The organism is Streptomyces sp. NPDC093085, from assembly GCF_040683935.1.
GTDB lineage: Bacteria > Actinomycetota > Actinomycetes > Streptomycetales > Streptomycetaceae > Streptomyces.
Genome location: NZ_JBFBFB010000006.1, coordinates 425502 through 442393, shown reverse-complemented (window position 1 = coordinate 442393; position 16892 = coordinate 425502). Strand labels below are relative to the sequence as shown.

12 protein-coding genes are annotated in these 16892 nt (G+C 70.5%); 3 read left to right on the top strand and 9 right to left on the bottom strand.

Annotation, left to right across the window (positions count from 1 at the left end):
• Positions 1-431: 431 nt before the first annotated feature.
• The 3 genes from AB0O07_RS20680 to thyX all read right to left on the bottom strand — a co-directional run bounded on the left by AB0O07_RS20680 (position 432) and on the right by thyX (position 4194).
• Positions 432-2117, bottom strand: coding sequence for a ribonuclease J (locus AB0O07_RS20680; RefSeq protein ID WP_365635265.1), 1686 nt, complete (start codon positions 2115-2117; stop codon positions 432-434).
• Positions 2118-2308: 191 nt separating this feature from the next.
• Positions 2309-3208, bottom strand: a complete 900-nt coding sequence (dapA, locus tag AB0O07_RS20675) for a 4-hydroxy-tetrahydrodipicolinate synthase (protein WP_365635262.1) — start codon at positions 3206-3208, stop codon at positions 2309-2311.
• 227 nt (positions 3209-3435) lie between these two features.
• Positions 3436-4194, bottom strand: a complete 759-nt coding sequence (gene thyX, locus AB0O07_RS20670; protein WP_365635259.1) for an FAD-dependent thymidylate synthase — start codon at positions 4192-4194, stop codon at positions 3436-3438.
• Positions 4195-4397: 203 nt separating this feature from the next.
• Here thyX and AB0O07_RS20665 point away from each other — a divergent pair, with 203 nt between their 5' ends.
• Both AB0O07_RS20665 and AB0O07_RS20660 read left to right on the top strand, forming a co-directional pair.
• Entirely contained in the window at positions 4398-4637 is a 240-nt protein-coding gene (locus AB0O07_RS20665) for a hypothetical protein (RefSeq protein WP_365635256.1), read from the top strand.
• A 94-nt stretch (positions 4638-4731) separates the two neighbouring features.
• Entirely contained in the window at positions 4732-5277 is a 546-nt protein-coding gene (locus AB0O07_RS20660) for a hypothetical protein (RefSeq protein WP_365635254.1), read from the top strand.
• A 164-nt stretch (positions 5278-5441) separates the two neighbouring features.
• Here the strand turns inward: AB0O07_RS20660 and AB0O07_RS20655 are convergent, their stop codons facing one another.
• The 6 genes from AB0O07_RS20655 to eccD all read right to left on the bottom strand — a co-directional run bounded on the left by AB0O07_RS20655 (position 5442) and on the right by eccD (position 12716).
• Entirely contained in the window at positions 5442-5897 is a 456-nt protein-coding gene (locus AB0O07_RS20655) for a tetratricopeptide repeat protein (protein WP_365635250.1), read from the bottom strand.
• 3 nt (positions 5898-5900) lie between these two features.
• Positions 5901-6653, bottom strand: coding sequence for a 4-hydroxy-tetrahydrodipicolinate reductase (dapB, locus tag AB0O07_RS20650; protein WP_365635247.1), 753 nt, complete (start codon positions 6651-6653; stop codon positions 5901-5903).
• A gap of 45 nt (positions 6654-6698) precedes the next feature.
• Complete coding sequence (locus AB0O07_RS20645) at positions 6699-8075, bottom strand: pitrilysin family protein (RefSeq protein WP_365635244.1); 1377 nt, start codon at positions 8073-8075, stop codon at positions 6699-6701.
• Positions 8072-10294, bottom strand: coding sequence for a polyribonucleotide nucleotidyltransferase (locus tag AB0O07_RS20640; protein WP_365635241.1), 2223 nt, complete (start codon positions 10292-10294; stop codon positions 8072-8074). Before AB0O07_RS20640 ends, AB0O07_RS20645 begins: the two co-directional genes overlap by 4 nt.
• A 384-nt stretch (positions 10295-10678) precedes the next feature.
• Positions 10679-10969, bottom strand: coding sequence for a 30S ribosomal protein S15 (gene rpsO / locus AB0O07_RS20635; RefSeq protein WP_093600212.1), 291 nt, complete (start codon positions 10967-10969; stop codon positions 10679-10681).
• A gap of 253 nt (positions 10970-11222) precedes the next feature.
• Positions 11223-12716: a type VII secretion integral membrane protein EccD gene (gene eccD, locus AB0O07_RS20630; RefSeq protein ID WP_365635237.1), complete on the bottom strand. Its 1494-nt coding sequence runs from the start codon at positions 12714-12716 to the stop codon at positions 11223-11225.
• Between the two features lie 162 nt (positions 12717-12878).
• Here eccD and eccCa point away from each other — a divergent pair, with 162 nt between their 5' ends.
• Positions 12879-16829 (top strand): type VII secretion protein EccCa, encoded by a 3951-nt coding sequence (gene eccCa, locus AB0O07_RS20625; protein ID WP_365635234.1) that lies wholly within the window; start codon positions 12879-12881, stop codon positions 16827-16829.
• Positions 16830-16892: the final 63 nt, after the last annotated feature.

Below are 16892 nucleotides of genomic sequence, written 5' to 3'. Positions count from 1 at the left end.
CCGTCCGGTCGGGGTATCAACATATCTGGCGTTGACTTTTGGCACGCTGTTGAGTTCTCAAGGAACGGACGCTTCCTTCGTACTCACCCGGACCACTGTCCGAGGCTTTCCTCCGGGCGCTTCCCTTCGGTGTTTCTTTATTTTTGCTTTGTTGCTGTGTTCCGTTCTTGCGTTTCCGACTCTATCAGACTCTTTCGTGTCCGATTCCCCGTCGGAGCGGGGTTGCTTTCCAGTTCTTCGCTTTCGCGTTTTCCCTTTCCAGCGATTCCGACTTTATCAGAGATTCTCCGAGCCGGATTCCCACCCTCCAGCGGCAGCGGCTCGGGCACATGAAAACCCGGGCTTCCCGTTCAGGTGGAGCCGTAAACGTACTGGAGCGGGGGGCCTCGAAGCAAATCGAGGCCCCCCGCTCCAGATACCGTGACGGTCCGTCAGACCTCGACCACCACGGGGAGGATCATCGGGCGCCTGCGGTAGGTGTCCGAGACCCACTTGCCGACCGTGCGGCGGACGAGCTGCTGGATCTGGTGCGGCTCCGCCACACCGTCCGAGGCCGACTTGGCGATGACCTCCTCCACCTTGGACAGCACCGCCGAGAACGCCGCGTCCTCGATGCCGGAGCCGCGCGCGTGGAAGTGCGGGCCGCCGACGACCTTGCCGCTGGTGGAGTCGACCACCACGAAGACCGAGATGATGCCCTCGTCGCCCAGGATGCGGCGGTCCTTCAGGGACGCGTCCGTCACATCGCCGACCGAGAGGCCGTCGACGTAGACATAACCGGCCTGGACCTTGCCGACGATCCGGGCCTTGCCGTCGACCAGGTCGACGACGACGCCGTCCTCCGCGATGACGATGTGGTCCTTGGGGACCCCTGTCAGCGCGCCCAGTTCGGCGTTGGCCCGCAGGTGGCGCCACTCGCCGTGGACCGGCATCAGGTTCTTCGGCTTGCAGATGTTGTAGAAGTACAGCAGTTCGCCGGCCGAGGCATGACCCGAGACATGGACCTTGGCGTTGCCCTTGTGGACGACGTTCGCACCCCACCGGGTCAGGCCGTTGATCACGCGGTAGACCGCGTTCTCGTTCCCCGGGATCAGGGACGACGCCAGGATCACCGTGTCGCCCTGGACGATACGGATCTGGTGGTCGCGGTTGGCCATCCGGGAGAGCGCGGCCATCGGCTCGCCCTGGGAGCCCGTGCAGACCAGGACCACCTCGTGGTCGGGAAGGTCGTCGAGGGCCTTGACGTCGACGACCAGGCCCGGCGGGACCCGCAGATACCCCAGGTCACGGGCGATGCCCATGTTGCGGACCATGGAGCGGCCGACGAAGGCGACCCGCCTGCCGTACTCGTGCGCGGCGTCCAGGATCTGCTGGATGCGGTGGACGTGGCTGGCGAAGCTCGCCACGATGATCCGCTTCTGCGCGCCGGCGAAGACCTGGCGCAGGACGTTGGAGATGTCCCGCTCCGGCGGGACGAACCCCGGCACCTCCGCGTTGGTCGAGTCGGAGAGCAGCAGGTCGATGCCCTCCTCGCCGAGCTTGGCGAAGGTGGGCAGGTCGGTCAGCCTGCGGTCCAGCGGGAGCTGGTCCATCTTGAAGTCGCCCGTGTGGACGACCATGCCCGCGGGGGTCCGGACGGCGACCGCCAGGGCGTCCGGGATGGAGTGGTTGACCGCGACGAACTCGCAGTCGAAGGGGCCGATCCGCTCGCGGTGGCCCTCGCTGACCTCCAGGGTGTACGGGCGGATGCGGTGCTCCTGGAGCTTCGCCTCGATCAGCGCGAGGGTCAGCTTGGAGCCGATCAGCGGGATGTCCGGCTTCAGCCGGAGCAGATAGGGGACGCCGCCGATGTGGTCCTCGTGGCCGTGGGTGAGCACGACCCCGTCGATGTCGTCGAGGCGGTCCCTGATCGTGCTGAAGTCCGGCAGGATCAGGTCGATGCCCGGCTGCTCCTCCTCGGGGAAGAGGACGCCGCAGTCGACGATGAGCAGACGGCCGTTGTACTCGAAGACCGTCATGTTCCGGCCGATCTCGCCCAGACCGCCGAGCGGGGTGACGCGCAGGCCGTTCTTGGGCAGCTTCGGCGGGGCGCCGAGTTCAGGATGCGGATGACTCAAAAGACTCTCCTCACCACACGCGCCACGTACCGCTGAGGCACGTGGCGCGCATGACATTCGTGCACTTGCAGTTGTCTGTGTATACCGGTGTGTGTATACCGATGTGTCGCGCGTGACCATGACCGTCGGTCACCGGTCGGGAGCGCGATCGGGTTCTGCTGTCCTCGCGTATTCAGTTGTGAAGTCTGTGGCTAGATCTGTACCCCGCCGGCGGCCAGGTCGATCTTGAGCTGGGCCGTTTCCTGGGCCGACAGTTCGACCAGGGGCAGCCGCAGCGGTCCGGCCGGCAGGTTCTGCGAGGCGAGCGCGGCCTTGGTGGTGATGACCCCCTGCGTGCGGAACATCCCGGTGAAGACGGGAAGCAGCTTCTGGTGGATCTCCGTGGCCTTCTGGACGTCGCCGTTGAGGTGGGCGTCGAGGAGGGCGCGGAGCTCCGGGGTGACCACATGGCCGACGACGGAGACGAAGCCGACCGCGCCCACGGAGAGCAGCGGCAGGTTGAGCATGTCGTCGCCGGAGTACCAGGCGAGGCCGGACTGGGCGATCGCCCAGCTCGCCCGGCCGAGGTCGCCCTTGGCGTCCTTGTTGGCGACGATGCGCGGGTGCTGTGCGAGCCGCACGATGGTCTCGGTGTCGATGGGGACACCGCTGCGGCCGGGGATGTCGTAGAGCATGACCGGGAGCCCGGTGGCGTCCGCGATGGCGGTGAAGTGCCGCAGGAGGCCTTCCTGCGGGGGCTTGTTGTAGTACGGGGTCACCGCGAGGAGCCCGTGGGCGCCGGCCCGTTCCGCGGCGCGGGCCAGTTCGAGGGAGTGCCGGGTGTCGTTGGTGCCGACTCCGGCGACGATGTGGGCCCGGTCTCCTACGGCTTCCAGTACGGCCCGTACGAGCTGCTCTTTCTCCGTATCACTGGTGGTCGGCGACTCACCGGTGGTGCCGTTCAGGACCAGGCCGTCGTTGCCTGCGTCCACCAGATGGACGGCGAGCCGCTGGGCACCGTCGAGGTCGATTGCGCCGTCAGCCGTGAAGGGCGTGACCATGGCGGTGAGGACCCGCCCGAAGGGGGTCTGCGGAGTGGAGATCGGAGCCATGGGTAACACGCTACTCGCTGCTCAGTCCGCCGTGTCCCTTTGGGGGACGGGTTGAGGGGCGGGACGGTAGGAGCCCGGCACTGCCTGCTCGGGGGTTCAGGCAGTGCCGGGTCCGTTTGATCAGCCTAGATGAACTTCTCGAAACGCCGCAATTTGGACACTTCACCCGGCTGACCGTACATCTGTACCCCGGGCAGCCCGCGACCGTACCCGGGCATGCGGCGCTCCTAGGGGGCGACGCGGCCGTTCAGGTTGAAGGCCGCGTGGGTGAGGGGCATGAGGCGCGCCCAGTGCTCCTCCATCAGCTCCCCGACCATCTCGATCTCGCGCTGCGGGAAGGACGGCACCTTCGCCTGCTCGTGCTGGGTGCGCAGACCGAGGAAGTGCATCAGCGAGCGCGCGTTGCAGGTGGCGTACATGGAGGAGAAGAGGCCGACGGGAAGGACCGAACGGGCCACCTCACGGGCGACGCCCGCCGCCAGCATCTCCTGGTACGCCTCGTACGCCTGGATGTACGAGGCCTCCATCGCGCGCGCCGTCAGCTCGTGCTGCGCCTCCGTTCCCGGCACGAACTCGTACTTGCCGGGACGGCCCTGCTGGACGAGCTTGCGGTCCGTGTCCGGGACGTAGAAGACCGGCTGGAGCTCCCGGTAGCGGCCCGATTCCTCGTTGTACGACCATCCGACGCGGTGCCGCATGAACTCGCGGAAGACGAAGATCGGGGCGCTGATGAAGAAGGTGATCGAGTTGTGCTCGAACGGGCTGCCGTGGCGGTCCCGCATCAGGAAGTTGATCAGGCCCTTCGAGCGCTCGGGGTCCTTCGTCAGCTCGTCGAGGGAGTCCTCGCCCGCGGTGGAGACGCGCGCGGCCCAGAGCACGTCGGAGTCGCCCGCGGCGTGCTTCACCAGCTCCACGGTGACATCGCCGCGGAAGCTCGGTTTGGTCTCGGCGGAGGTCACGGAGGTATCCGCGGGGGTCTCGCTCACGAAGGGGTCCTTCCAGTCACGACGCTCGGGCGGCGACCACTTTACGGCGCGGCACCGACAAGACCGGCCACGGCCGGTGTTCCTCGGCCAATCCGGGGAATTCGGGCACGGCTCGGCGCTTCTGTTCGTCAGAAGAAGTAGCAATCGACCGACCAGCGGCGTTCCCCATCACGGCCGCTCCGACCCCGAGGAGAAGTGCCTCCATGTTCCGCCGGCGAGAGGCCGTCCCGTTCGCGTTCGTCGCCGAGGCCGACCGTTTCCGCAGTAATGTCACTCCCCCGCCCCGCCACCGTGCCACTGTCCCCGAGGTGGTGGGCCGTACCCTGATCGGGCTCACCGTCGCCGCCGGTTTCGTCGGCGCCCTGCTCTTCGGGATGCCGGCGCTGGACACGAACCACGCGTCCGGCCACAGTCAGCAGTCGGAAGCGTCACAGGGCCGCTGACACATCCGGCCCACACGGGGTGGTCCGGGCGGGGGCGTGATCGATAACCTCACCGGGCACAGCAATCGAGCGTGCTTGTGAGTGAGGATCAGTCGTGCCCCTGCACTTTCTGACGGCCGACCGGGCCTTTGAGGCGACCGACGAGGTCGCACTGCCCTTCGACGATCATGATGACTGGCGGCGTCCGTACCGCCCGGGGCCCTGGCGGGTGGTGGCCTCGGCGCTGCTCCTGCTGCTGGCCTCGTTCGTTCTGCTCGCGGCGCTGATCACCGCGATCGCGGCCGGGATGGCCGGGGCGACGTTCTGCCTGGTCGTCGCGGCCGTGGCCATCGCGGTCGCGCTGCGGCTGCTGCGGGTCGGCGCCTGGGTGAGCCGGCACGGCGTTCGGCGGGTGAGCCTGCTCCGTACGACCACACTGGCGTGGAACCAGGTCACCGCGGTCCGCACCGTCCAGCAGCCCGTACGGTGGCTCGGGCTGCCCCGCACCGTACAGGGACAGGCGCTGCTGGTGGTCCGCCGTCAGGGTGAACCTCTGGTGGTACTGACCGATCACAACGCGGACTTCCTGTCGCGTACGGAGGCGTTCGACCGGGCGGCCGACACGGTCGAGGCCTGGGCGGACGAGTACCGGGGCGCCTGAGCCCGGCGGAGAGACGACAGGAGCGGGGCCCGGCTACGGCGGCCGGGCCCCGCTCCTTCGCGTGTGGGGCGCCGTACGGGGCGTAGCCGTACGTACGGGGCGGACCGGCCCGCGCCGTACGGTACGCGGCGCCCCGTACCCCCCGTACCGGAGCCGGAAGCGGGTCAGGCCCGGACCGGGGGGCGGCCCTCGTGGAGGGCGATCGCCCGTTGCATCGCCTTGCGGGCGCGGGGGGTGTCCCGGGCGTCGTGGTAGGCGACCGCCAGCCGGAACCAGCAGCGCCAGTCGTCCGGGGAGTCCTCCGTCTCGGCGCGGCGGGCCGCGAAGACGGCGTCCGCGGAGTCCCGGTCGATCCGGCCGCCCGGGGTCCGTACCAGCTCGTCCACCGGAAGTCCGCCCTCCGCCTCCAGCTCGGCGGCGAGCCGGTTGGCGCGGGTGACGAACCGGGTGTTCTGCCAGAGGAACCAGACGCCGATGGCGGGCAGGATCAGCACCGCGACGCCGAAGGTGACGGTGAGCGCCGTACCGTGCCGGATCAGCAGCACGCCCCGGCTGCCGACCAGGACGAAGTAGACGACGAGGACGGCGGCCGTGACGCAGTAGGTGATCTTCGCGCGCATGGGTCAGCCCAGGTCGAGGAAGTGTTCGAGCCCGAGGGTGAGCCCCGGGGTGGAGACGACACGCCGTACACCGAGCAGGATGCCCGGCATGAAGCTGCTGTGGTGCAGCGAGTCGTGCCGGATGGTGAGGGTCTCGCCCTCGCCGCCCAGGATGACCTCCTGGTGGGCGAGGAGGCCCCGGAGCCGTACGGAGTGCACCGGCACGCCGTCGACATCGGCGCCGCGCGCGCCGTCCAGCGCCGTGACCGTCGCGTCGGGCTGCGGGGCGCTGCCCGCCTCCGCGCGGGCCGCCGCGATGAGCTGGGCGGTGCGGGTGGCCGTCCCGGAGGGCGCGTCGGCCTTGTTCGGGTGATGCAATTCGATGACCTCGACGGACTCGAACCAGCGGGCGGCCGTCTCGGCGAACTTCATGGTGAGGACGGCGCCGATGGAGAAGTTCGGTGCGATCAGCACACCGGTGCGCGGCGAGGCGTCGAGCGAGGTGTGGAGCTGCGCGAGCCGTTCGTCGGTCCAGCCGGTGGTCCCGACGACCGCGTGGATGCCGTGGCGTACGCAGAAGTCGAGGTTGCCCATCACCGAGGCCGGGGTGGTCAGTTCCACCACGGCCTCGGCGCCGGCCTCCACCAGGGTCTCCAGCTTGTCGCCCCGCCCGAGGGCGGCGACGAGTTCGAGGTCCTCGGCGGCCTCGACGGCCCGTACGGCCTCGGCTCCGATCCGGCCCTTGGCGCCCAGCACGGCCACGCGCAGCTTGCTCATTGCTCTGTTTCCTTCACCTTGGGGGTACGGCCGGCCCGGGGCCGGTCAGGAGACCGCTTCGTCGAGGCGGGCGGCCTGCTTGTCCTTGAGCGGCCCGATGACGGCGAGTGAGGGGCGCTGTCCCAGGACGTCGCGGGCGACGGCGCGGATGTCGTCGGGGGTGACCGCGGCGATCTTGGCGAGCATCTCGTCGACGGACATCTGGGTGCCCCAGCACAGTTCGCTCTTGCCGATACGGTTCATCAGCGCTCCGGTGTCCTCCAGGCCGAGGACGGTGGAGCCGGAGAGCTGGCCGACGGCGCGGGCGATCTCGTCGTCGGGGAGTCCGCCGGCCACGACGCGGTCGAGTTCGTCGCGGCAGATCTTCAGGACGTCGTGCACCTGTCCCGGCCGGCATCCCGCGTACACCCCGAAGAGCCCGCAGTCGGCGAAGCCCGACGTGTACGAGTAGACGCTGTAGGCCAGGCCGCGCTTCTCCCGTACCTCCTGGAAGAGGCGGGAGCTCATACCGCCGCCCAGCGCCGTGCTGAGGACGCCGAGGGCCCAGCGGCGCTCGTCGGTACGGGAGAGGCCCGGCATCCCGAGGACGACATGGGCCTGCTCGGTGGAGCGGTCGAGCAGGTCGACGCGGCCCGCGGCCCGTACGGCGGTGGTGCCGTCGCGGGGCGCGACGGGCGTGGCGTCCGTACGGGAGAGGGCGCCGGCCCGGTCGAACGCGGCGCGGACCAGGTCCACCACCGCGTCGTGGTCGACGTTGCCGGCCGCGGCGACGACGAGGCGCGTCGGGTCGTAGTGCTCGCGGTAGAAGCGGCTGATCCGGTCTCGGTCCAGGGCGTTGACGGTCTCCACGGTGCCCAGGACGGGGCGGCCGAGGGGGGTGTCGCCGAACATGGTGTGCGCGAAGAGGTCGTGCACACAGTCGCCCGGGTCGTCCTCGGTCATGGCGATCTCTTCGAGGATGACGCCGCGCTCGGCGTCGACGTCGGCCGCCTCGATGAGGGAGCCGGTGAGCATGTCGCAGACCACGTCGATGGCGAGCGGCAGATCGGTGTCGAGGACCCGTGCGTAGTAGCACGTGTACTCCTTGGCGGTGAAGGCGTTCATCTCACCGCCCACCGCGTCGATCGCCGAGGAGATGTCGAGGGCGCTGCGCCGTCCGGTGCCCTTGAAGAGCAGGTGCTCCAGATAGTGCGTGGCGCCGTTGAGGGCGGGGGTCTCGTCGCGGGAGCCGACCTGGACCCAGATGCCGAAGGTGGCGGAGCGCACCGACGGCAGGGTCTCGGTGACGACGCGGAGCCCGCCGGGGAGCGTCGTACGGCGGACGGTGCCGATGCCGTCCCGGCCGGCGAGAAGGGTTTGGGTACGGGCGACGGCCCGCGCCTCGGAGGAGGTGCGGGCCGTCGTCCTGGAGCTGTCCGTCACTTGGAGGTGTCGTCCTTCGCGTCCTCGGATCCGGACTCCTCGCCCTCGATCACGGGGATGAGGGAGAGCTTGCCGCGCTGGTCGATCTCGGCGATCTCGACCTGGACCTTCTGGCCCACGCCGAGGACGTCCTCGACGTTCTCGACGCGCTTGCCGCCGGCGAGCTTGCGGATCTGCGAGATGTGCAGCAGCCCGTCCTTGCCCGGGAGCAGCGAGACGAACGCGCCGAAGGTGGTCGTCTTGACGACCGTGCCCAGGTAGCGCTCGCCGACCTCCGGCATGGTCGGGTTGGCGATGCCGTTGATCGTGGCGCGGGCGGCCTCGGCGGCCGGGCCGTCGGCGGCACCGATGTAGATGGTGCCGTCGTCCTCGATCGTGATGTCGGCGCCGGTGTCCTCCTGGATCTGGTTGATCATCTTGCCCTTGGGGCCGATGACCTCGCCGATCTTGTCCACGGGGATCTTGACCGTGATGATCCGGGGGGCGTTCGGGGACATCTCGTCCGGGACGTCGATGGCCTCGTTCATCACATCGAGGATGTGGAGGCGTGCGTCGCGGGCCTGCTTCAGCGCGGCGGCCAGCACCGAGGCGGGGATGCCATCGAGCTTGGTGTCGAGCTGGAGCGCGGTGACGAAGGTCTTCGTACCGGCGACCTTGAAGTCCATGTCGCCGTAGGCGTCCTCCGCACCGAGGATGTCGGTGAGGGCGACGTAGTGGGTCTTGCCGTCGATCTCCTGGGAGATCAGGCCCATGGCGATACCGGCGACGGGGGCCTTGAGCGGCACACCGGCGTTCAGCAGCGACATGGTGGAGGCGCAGACCGAGCCCATGGAGGTCGAGCCGTTGGAGCCCAGCGCCTCGGAGACCTGGCGGATCGCGTACGGGAACTCCTCGCGCGTCGGCAGGACCGGCACGATGGCGCGCTCGGCGAGCGCGCCGTGGCCGATCTCGCGGCGCTTCGGCGAGCCGACGCGGCCGGTCTCGCCGACGGAGTAGGGCGGGAAGTTGTAGTTGTGCATGTAGCGCTTGCGCGTCACCGGGGAGAGGGTGTCGAGCTGCTGCTCCATGCGGAGCATGTTGAGGGTGGTGACGCCCAGGATCTGGGTCTCGCCGCGCTCGAAGAGCGCCGAGCCGTGCACCCGCGGGATGGCCTCGACCTCGGCGGCGAGCGTACGGATGTCGGTGACGCCGCGGCCGTCGATGCGGACCTTGTCCTTGATGACGCGCTCGCGCACCAGGGTCTTGGTCAGCGCCCGGTAGGCGCCGGAGATCTCCTTCTCGCGCCCCTCGAACTGCGGGAGCAGCTTCTCGGCGGCCAGCTCCTTGACGCGGTCCAGCTCGGCCTCGCGGTCCTGCTTGCCGGGGATGGTGAGCGCCTGGGCCAGCTCGGAGCGTACGGCGGCGGTGAGGGCCTCCAGGACGTCGTCCTGGTAGTCGAGGTAGACCGGGAACTCACCGGTGGGCTTGGCGGCCTTGGCGGCGAGGTCGGCCTGGGCCTTGCAGAGCGCCTTGATGAAGGGCTTCGCGGCTTCCAGACCGGCGGCGACGACCTCCTCGGTGGGGGCTTCGGCGCCGTCCTTGACGAGCTGGATGGTCTTCGTGGTGGCCTCGGCCTCGACCATCATGATCGCGACGTCGCCGTCCTCCAGGACCCGGCCGGCGACGACCATGTCGAAGACGGCGTCCTCCAGCTCCGTGTGGGTCGGGAAGGCGACCCACTGGCCCTTGATGAGGGCGACGCGGGTGCCGCCGATGGGGCCGGAGAAGGGCAGGCCGGCGAGCTGGGTGGAGCAGGAGGCGGCGTTGATGGCGACCACGTCGTACAGGTGGTCGGGGTTGAGCGCCATGACCGTCTCGACGATCTGGATCTCGTTGCGCAGGCCCTTCTTGAAGGAGGGGCGCAGCGGGCGGTCGATGAGGCGGCAGGTGAGGATCGCGTCCTCGGAGGGCCGGCCCTCGCGGCGGAAGAAGGAGCCGGGGATCTTGCCGGCCGCGTACTGCCGCTCCTCCACGTCGACCGTGAGGGGGAAGAAGTCGAGCTGGTCCTTGGGCTTCTTGGAGGCTGTGGTGGCCGACAGCACCATGGTGTCGTCGTCCAGGTACGCCACGGCGGAGCCGGCGGCCTGCTTGGCCAGGCGGCCCGTCTCGAAGCGGATGGTGCGGGTGCCGAAGGTTCCGTTGTCGATGACGGCCTCGGCGTAGTGGGTCTCGTTCTCCACTAGTGATTTCTCCTCGTCTTCGTCCCGTGCCCGTGTGGCAGGGACGTGGCGGAGGAGCGCGCTCCTTGGTGCGGGCCGGTCTTCGATCGAAGCTCCCGGGGCGGCGGCATGGGCCGTGCCTTTCCGGGCGCCACTACCGAGGACCGGCGGCGGTGGAGATCGCTCCCCCTGCTTCAGTTGTGCACTTCGGTGGTACTCGTGTGTCCAGATTACTGAGCTTGGCCACGGGATGGCATTCCGGCCGTCCCGGGCGAGGCGCCCCGTCCGCCCCGGTACGGCGTGGACGGTGGGCCCGGAAGATCCCGTACCCACCGTCCGCCCCGTACATACGGCGAAGGGAGCGGTTCCCCGGACGTGGGGAACCGCTCCCTGGTCGCCATGGACTTACTTGGCGCCGCCGGCCGCACCGCGGCGGATGCCGAGGCGGTCGACCAGCGCGCGGAAGCGCTGGATGTCCTTCTTGGCCAGGTACTGGAGCAGGCGGCGGCGCTGCCCGACCAGGATGAGCAGGCCACGACGCGAGTGGTGGTCGTGCTTGTGGGTCTTGAGGTGCTCGGTCAGGTCCGAGATCCGGCGCGACAGCATGGCGACCTGGACCTCGGGGGAGCCGGTGTCACCTTCCTTGGTGCCGAACTCGGTCATGATCTGCTTCTTCGTAGCGGCGTCGAGCGACACGCGTACTCCTCGTGATTCTTCGTGGCCACCGAGTGCCCCAGGTCGAATACTCTGGGGAGCTTCCGTTACTCGGGAGGCGGGAGATCCGTCGTACGCCGACCGCGCAGCCAGGGGCTTCGGTGGTCGCGTACAGAGACGGCCGCCGCCCAGGGTATCAGCCCTGGGGCGGGGTCTCGGCCGGGGTGCGGGTCCCGGCGTACGGGGCCCGTACGGCGCGGTACGGGGCCCCGGTACGGGGCGGTACAGGGCGGGGTCAGCCGGTGAGGGCGCGGGCGGCGCTGAAGACGTCGAGGACCGCGAGGCAGAGCGGTACGAGGGTGAGCAGCACCGCGCCCTCGGTGAGGTCGAGGAGGCGCCCCCAGAACGGCGAGAGCCCCTTGCGCGGGATGATCAGGCCGATCGCGGTGATCAGGGCGGCGCCGGCCGCGACGCTCGCGGTGAGCCAGATCGTACGGATGTCCAGGGCGCCCCGGTCCCCGTACACGAGGAGCTCCCTGACGTGGTCCAGGGGCGGGTTGAGGGAGAGCCCGAGGATCAGCAGGGCGATCGCGGCGATGCCCGCGGCGAGCGCGCAGACGACCTGGGCCGTGTAGCGGAAGAGGCGGGCGCGGAGCAGGGTGGCGAGGCCCGCCATGAGGGCCAGGAGCTGGGCCCAGAGGGAGTCCGCGAAGCCGAGGACGGCGGCGGAGCCGACGACGACCGCCGCGCAGCCGCCGACGAGGCCGAGGAGCATCTCGTGGCCCCGGCGGGCCTGGGCGGCGATCCGTTCGGCGTCGACCGGGTCGGCCTCGGCGGCGTGGGGGTCGGCGTGCGGGTCGCCGGGGGTGCCGAAGGTGTCGTCGTAGGGGCCGCCGCCGGTGCGCGGCGAGGCGTAGCCGATGGGGAGGCGGGCGAAGCGCGCGGAGAGGCCCGGCAGGAAGGCGACGAGGCCGACGGCGACGGGGGCGCAGACGGCGGCGGTGTCGGTGGCCGACGCCTCGGTGAGGATCATGACGAAGGTGGCGAGGGTGCCGACGGTGGCGAGGAACGTCGCGGCGACGAACGGGGCGTCGCCGCTCGGGGTGAGCGCGACGAGGGCGACGGAGGCGACCAGGACCGTGACACAGCCGAGGAGGAACTGGAGCCGCCCGGGGCCCTGTCCCGGCTCGGCGGCGAGGATGCCGGAGCCGCCGATGAGCAGGAGCGGGAGGGCGCCGAGGCCGAGGGCGACGGCGGTGGCGCGATCGGCGTACACCCGGGCCCGTACCCCCGCGAAGGCGGTCAGCAGGAGGCCGGCGACGCCCGCGATGACGCCGGGCAGCCCGTGCATGTCGTGGCGCACCGGGTCGGCGTACCAGAGGACGAAGCCCATGAGGACGAGGAGGAGGACGCCGCCGACGAGGCCGGCGCCGCGCAGCATGTCGTCGCTCCACAGGTGGCGGTCGCGGCGTACGGCGGAGGCGACGGCGTCCGAGACGTCGTCGAAGACGGCGGGCGGCAGGGAGTGGCCGAAGGGGCGCAGGCTGAGGATCTCGCCGTCGAGGACCTGCTGGGCGGCGAGGGTGCGGGCGCCGTCGAGGACGGTGCCGTCGCGCCGTACGAGGTGATAGCCGGTGGGGGTGCCGGCCGCCTGGGTCTGTCCGGTGAGCCGAAGGATCTCCGGGTGGACGTCGGCGACGGCGAGATCTTCCGGCAGAGCGACGTCGATCCTGCTGTCCGGCGCCACGACAGTGACGCGGCAGAAGCCGGTCGCTGTGGTCGTACTCACGTGTCTGTCCCCCTGATTCGCGGTTGCGCACGGTGCGCGCGTCACCCTACCGGGAGGGGTGCGGTGCGGCTGCACGTAGGATCACGGTCGCGCGGAGCGACGCCGTCGCCACGGGGGCGCCGGTACGGAATCGCCCGTCCGTCATGAGGGATTGATGCGCCGGTGAGCCAGATCGTAGTCAAACGCCCGCCACGTTCCCTTCCGCCGGAAGTGCCCTCCGATGCGCTGACCTTGGAACCACCGCCCGAACTGCCGCGCGGTCAGCAGGAGGGCATGCTGATGCAGGTGCTCCCGGTGCTGGGCATGGCCTCGTCGGTGGTGTTCTTCTTCTCGCCCCAGGCGCCGCCGTTCATGAGGATCATGGGCGTGCTGATGCTGTTCTCGACGGTCGCGATGGTCGGTGCGCAGATCGTCCGGTACCGCCGGGGTACGCAGGGGCAAATGTCCGATGTACGGAGCGACTACCTCAAGTACCTGGCTCAGACGCGGCGTACGGTGCGCAGGACGGCGCGGGCGCAGCGCGACGCGCAGTTCTATCTGCACCCCTCCCCCGAGCAGCTCTGGTCGGTGGTGGCCGAGGGGTCGCGGGTGTGGGAACGCCGGGTCGGCGACGAGGACTTCGCTCAGGTGCGGATCGGGCTGGGGGCGCAGCAGCTCGCGACGCCGCTGGTGGCGCCGGAGACGGCGCCGGTGGACGAGCTGGAGCCGCTGTGCGCGGGGGCGATGCAGCGCTTCCTGGCGGTGCACGGCTCGCTGGACGGGCTGCCGATGGCGGTGTCGATGCGTGCCTTCTACCACGTGACGGTCTCGGGTGAGCAGGAGTCGGCGCAGGGTGTGGCGCGGGCGCTGGTCGCGCAGTTGGTGACGCTCCACTCGTGCGAGGACCTGATGGTCGCCGTGGTGGCGTCGCCGGGCGCGGCGGGGCGCTGGGAGTGGACGAAGTGGCTGCCGCACACGCAGGTGCCGGGGCAGATCGACGGGGCGGGTACGAAGCGGCTGTTCGGGGACGACCTGGGCGAGCTGGAGGCGCTGTTGCAGAGCAGGCTGGAGGGGCGGCCGCGGTTCGGCAGGGACGCCTCGCCGGTGCTGGACCAGCCGCATGTGGTCGTGGTGCTGGACGGCGGTTCGGTGCCGCCCGACTCGCTCTTCGCGGCGGCGGAGGGCGTGCAGGGCGTGACGATCGTCGAGGTGGTCCCCGGGGAGCTGGACGAGCCGCGGGGCGGTCTTTCGGTGGTCGTACGGCCGGGACGGCTGCGCCTGGAGTCCGGGGGCGGTCTGGCGTACGAGGGGGTGGCCGACGGGCTCTCGCTGCCGGCGGCGGAGGCGCTGGCGCGGCAGCTCGCGCCGCTCCGTACGGGCGGGGGCGACGACGACGAACCGCTGCTGGCCAACCTGGACTTCACCGACCTGCTGGGGCTGGGCGACGCGGGCGCCGTAGACGTGGCGCGTACGTGGCGGCCCCGGTCGACGGCGGAGCGGCTGCGGGTGCCGATCGGGGTGGGCGAGGACGGCGCTCCGGTGATGCTGGACCTGAAGGAGGCGGCGCAGGAGGGCATGGGGCCGCACGGGCTCTGTGTCGGGGCGACGGGGTCGGGGAAGTCGGAGCTGCTGCGGACGCTGGTGCTGGGGCTCGCGGTGACGCACTCCTCGGAGACGCTGAACTTCGTGCTCGCGGACTTCAAGGGCGGCGCGACGTTCACCGGGATGTCGCAGATGCCGCATGTGGCGGCGGTCATCACCAACCTGGCGGACGACTTGACGCTGGTGGACCGCATGGGGGACGCCATACGCGGGGAGTTGCAGCGCCGTCAGGAGCTGCTGCGTTCCGCGGGCAACTACGCCAACATCCATGACTACGAGAAGGCGCGGGCGGCGGGCGCGGCGCTGGAGCCGCTGGCCTCGCTGGTCCTGGTGATCGACGAGTTCTCCGAACTGCTGACGGCGAAGCCCGACTTCATCGACATGTTCATCCAGATCGGCCGGATCGGCCGTTCGCTGGGGGTGCATCTGCTGCTGGCCTCGCAGCGGCTGGAGGAGGGCAAGCTGCGCGGGCTGGACACGTATCTCTCGTACCGCATCGGTCTGCGCACCTTCTCGGCGGCGGAGTCGCGTACGGCGCTGGGGGTGCCGGACGCGTACCACCTGCCGTCGGTGCCGGGTTCGGGGTATCTGAAGTACGGCACGGACGAGATGACGCGGTTCAAGGCGGCGTACGTCTCGGGGACGTACCGCGCGGGCGGGCCGGATCTCTCGGTGGGGCAGCTCGCGGTGGAGCGGCGGCCCGCGGTGTTCACGGCGGCGCCGGTGCCGGTGGTGTACGCGGCGCCGGATCCGGTGCGTACGGTCGCGGAGCCGGTGGAGGACGACGCGCTGGCGGACACGGTGCTGGACGTCATCGTGCGGCGGCTGGACGGGCAGGGGGTGCCGGCGCACCAGGTGTGGCTGCCGCCGCTGGACAAGGCGCCGACGCTGGACCAGTTGCTGCCGGGGATCGCGGTGACGGCGGAGCGCGGGCTGAACGCGACGGAGTACTCGCGGCCGGGCGGGCTGACCGTACCGCTGGGGCTGATCGACAAGCCCTTCGAGCAGCGGCGCGAGGTGCTCTACCGGGACTTCTCGGGGGCGGCCGGGCACCTGCTGGTGGTGGGTGGCCCGCAGTCCGGGAAGTCGACGCTGATGCGGACGCTGATCTCGTCGTTCGCGCTCACGCACACGCCCCGTGAGGTGCAGTTCTACGCGCTGGACTTCGGTGGCGGCGGGCTCGCCTCGCTGGCGGAGCTGCCGCATGTCGGCGGGGTGGCGTCGCGGCTGGACCCGGAGCGGGTGCGGCGTACCGTCGCGGAGGTGCTGGGGGTCCTCAACCGGCGCGAGGAGTTCTTCCGCGCGCAGGGCATCGACTCGATCGCGACGTACCGGCGCAGGCGCGCGGCGGGGGAGCTGCCGGGCGAGGCGTGGGGCGATGTCTTCCTGGTGATCGACGGCTGGGGCGGTTTCCGCAACGACTACGACATGCTGGAGTCGGTGATCTCCGACATCGCGGCACGGGGGCTGGGATACGGCGTCCATGTGGTGGTGACGGCGGCGCGCTACATGGAGGTGCGCGCGGCTCTGAAGGACCTGATCCTGAGCCGGCTGGAGCTGCGGCTCGGCGATGTCATGGACTCGGAGTTCGACCGCAAGGTCGCGGCGAACGTCCCCGCGGGGGTGCCGGGCCGTGGCCAGGTGCCGCAGAAGCTGCACTTCATGGGCGGGCTGCCGCGTGTCGACGGGGTGAGCGGCGCCGAGGACTTGGCGGAGGGGGCGGCGGCCTTCGTGGCGGCGGTGCGGACGCACTGGGCGGGCCCTTCGGCCCCGACGGTGCGGCTGCTGCCGCGCAAGCTGCCGGCCGACCGGCTGCCGAAGGGGTTCGAGTTCCCGCGGGCGGGGATCGCGGTCGCGATCGACGAGACGAGTCTGGAGCCGGTCTTCGTCGATTTCGAGACGGACCCGTTCTTCCTGGTCTTCGGGGAGAGCGAGGCGGGCAAGACGAATCTGCTGCGGCTGATCGCGAAGCAGCTCGCCGAGCGGTACACGCCGGACGAGGCGAAGTTCGTGGTCGGCGACTACCGGCGGACGCTGCTGGGGTCGCTGTCGGAGGCGCATCTGCTGGAGTACGCGCCGATGGCCTCGTCGCTCCAGATGCACATGGAGGCGCTGGGCGGCGTCTTCGCGCGGCGTCAGCCTCCGACGGATGTGACGCCGCAGCAGCTCAGGGACCGGAGCTGGTGGAGCGGGCCGCAGATCTTCATCATCATCGACGACTACGACCTCGTGGCGACGAACTCGGGCAACCCGCTGGCGCCGCTCGCGGAGTACCTGCCGTTCGCGCGGGACACGGGGATCCGCTTCATCATCGCGCGGAACGCGGCGGGCGCCTCACGGGCGCTGTACGAGTCGTTCATGCAGCGGGTGCTGGAGCTGGGCGCCCAGGGCGTGGTCCTGTCGGGTGACCCGTCGGAGGGCGATCTGATCGGCCGCGTACGGGCGACTCCGATGCCGCCGGGGCGCGGTTACTTCGCGTCGCGGCGGCGTGGCAACCCGCTGGTGCAGACGGGGCTGCTGCCGGGCGCGTGAGGCGGGGCGGGCGGTGCCACGGGGTGCGATCCGCCCGGCGCGGCACCGCCCGGGTCGACAAAG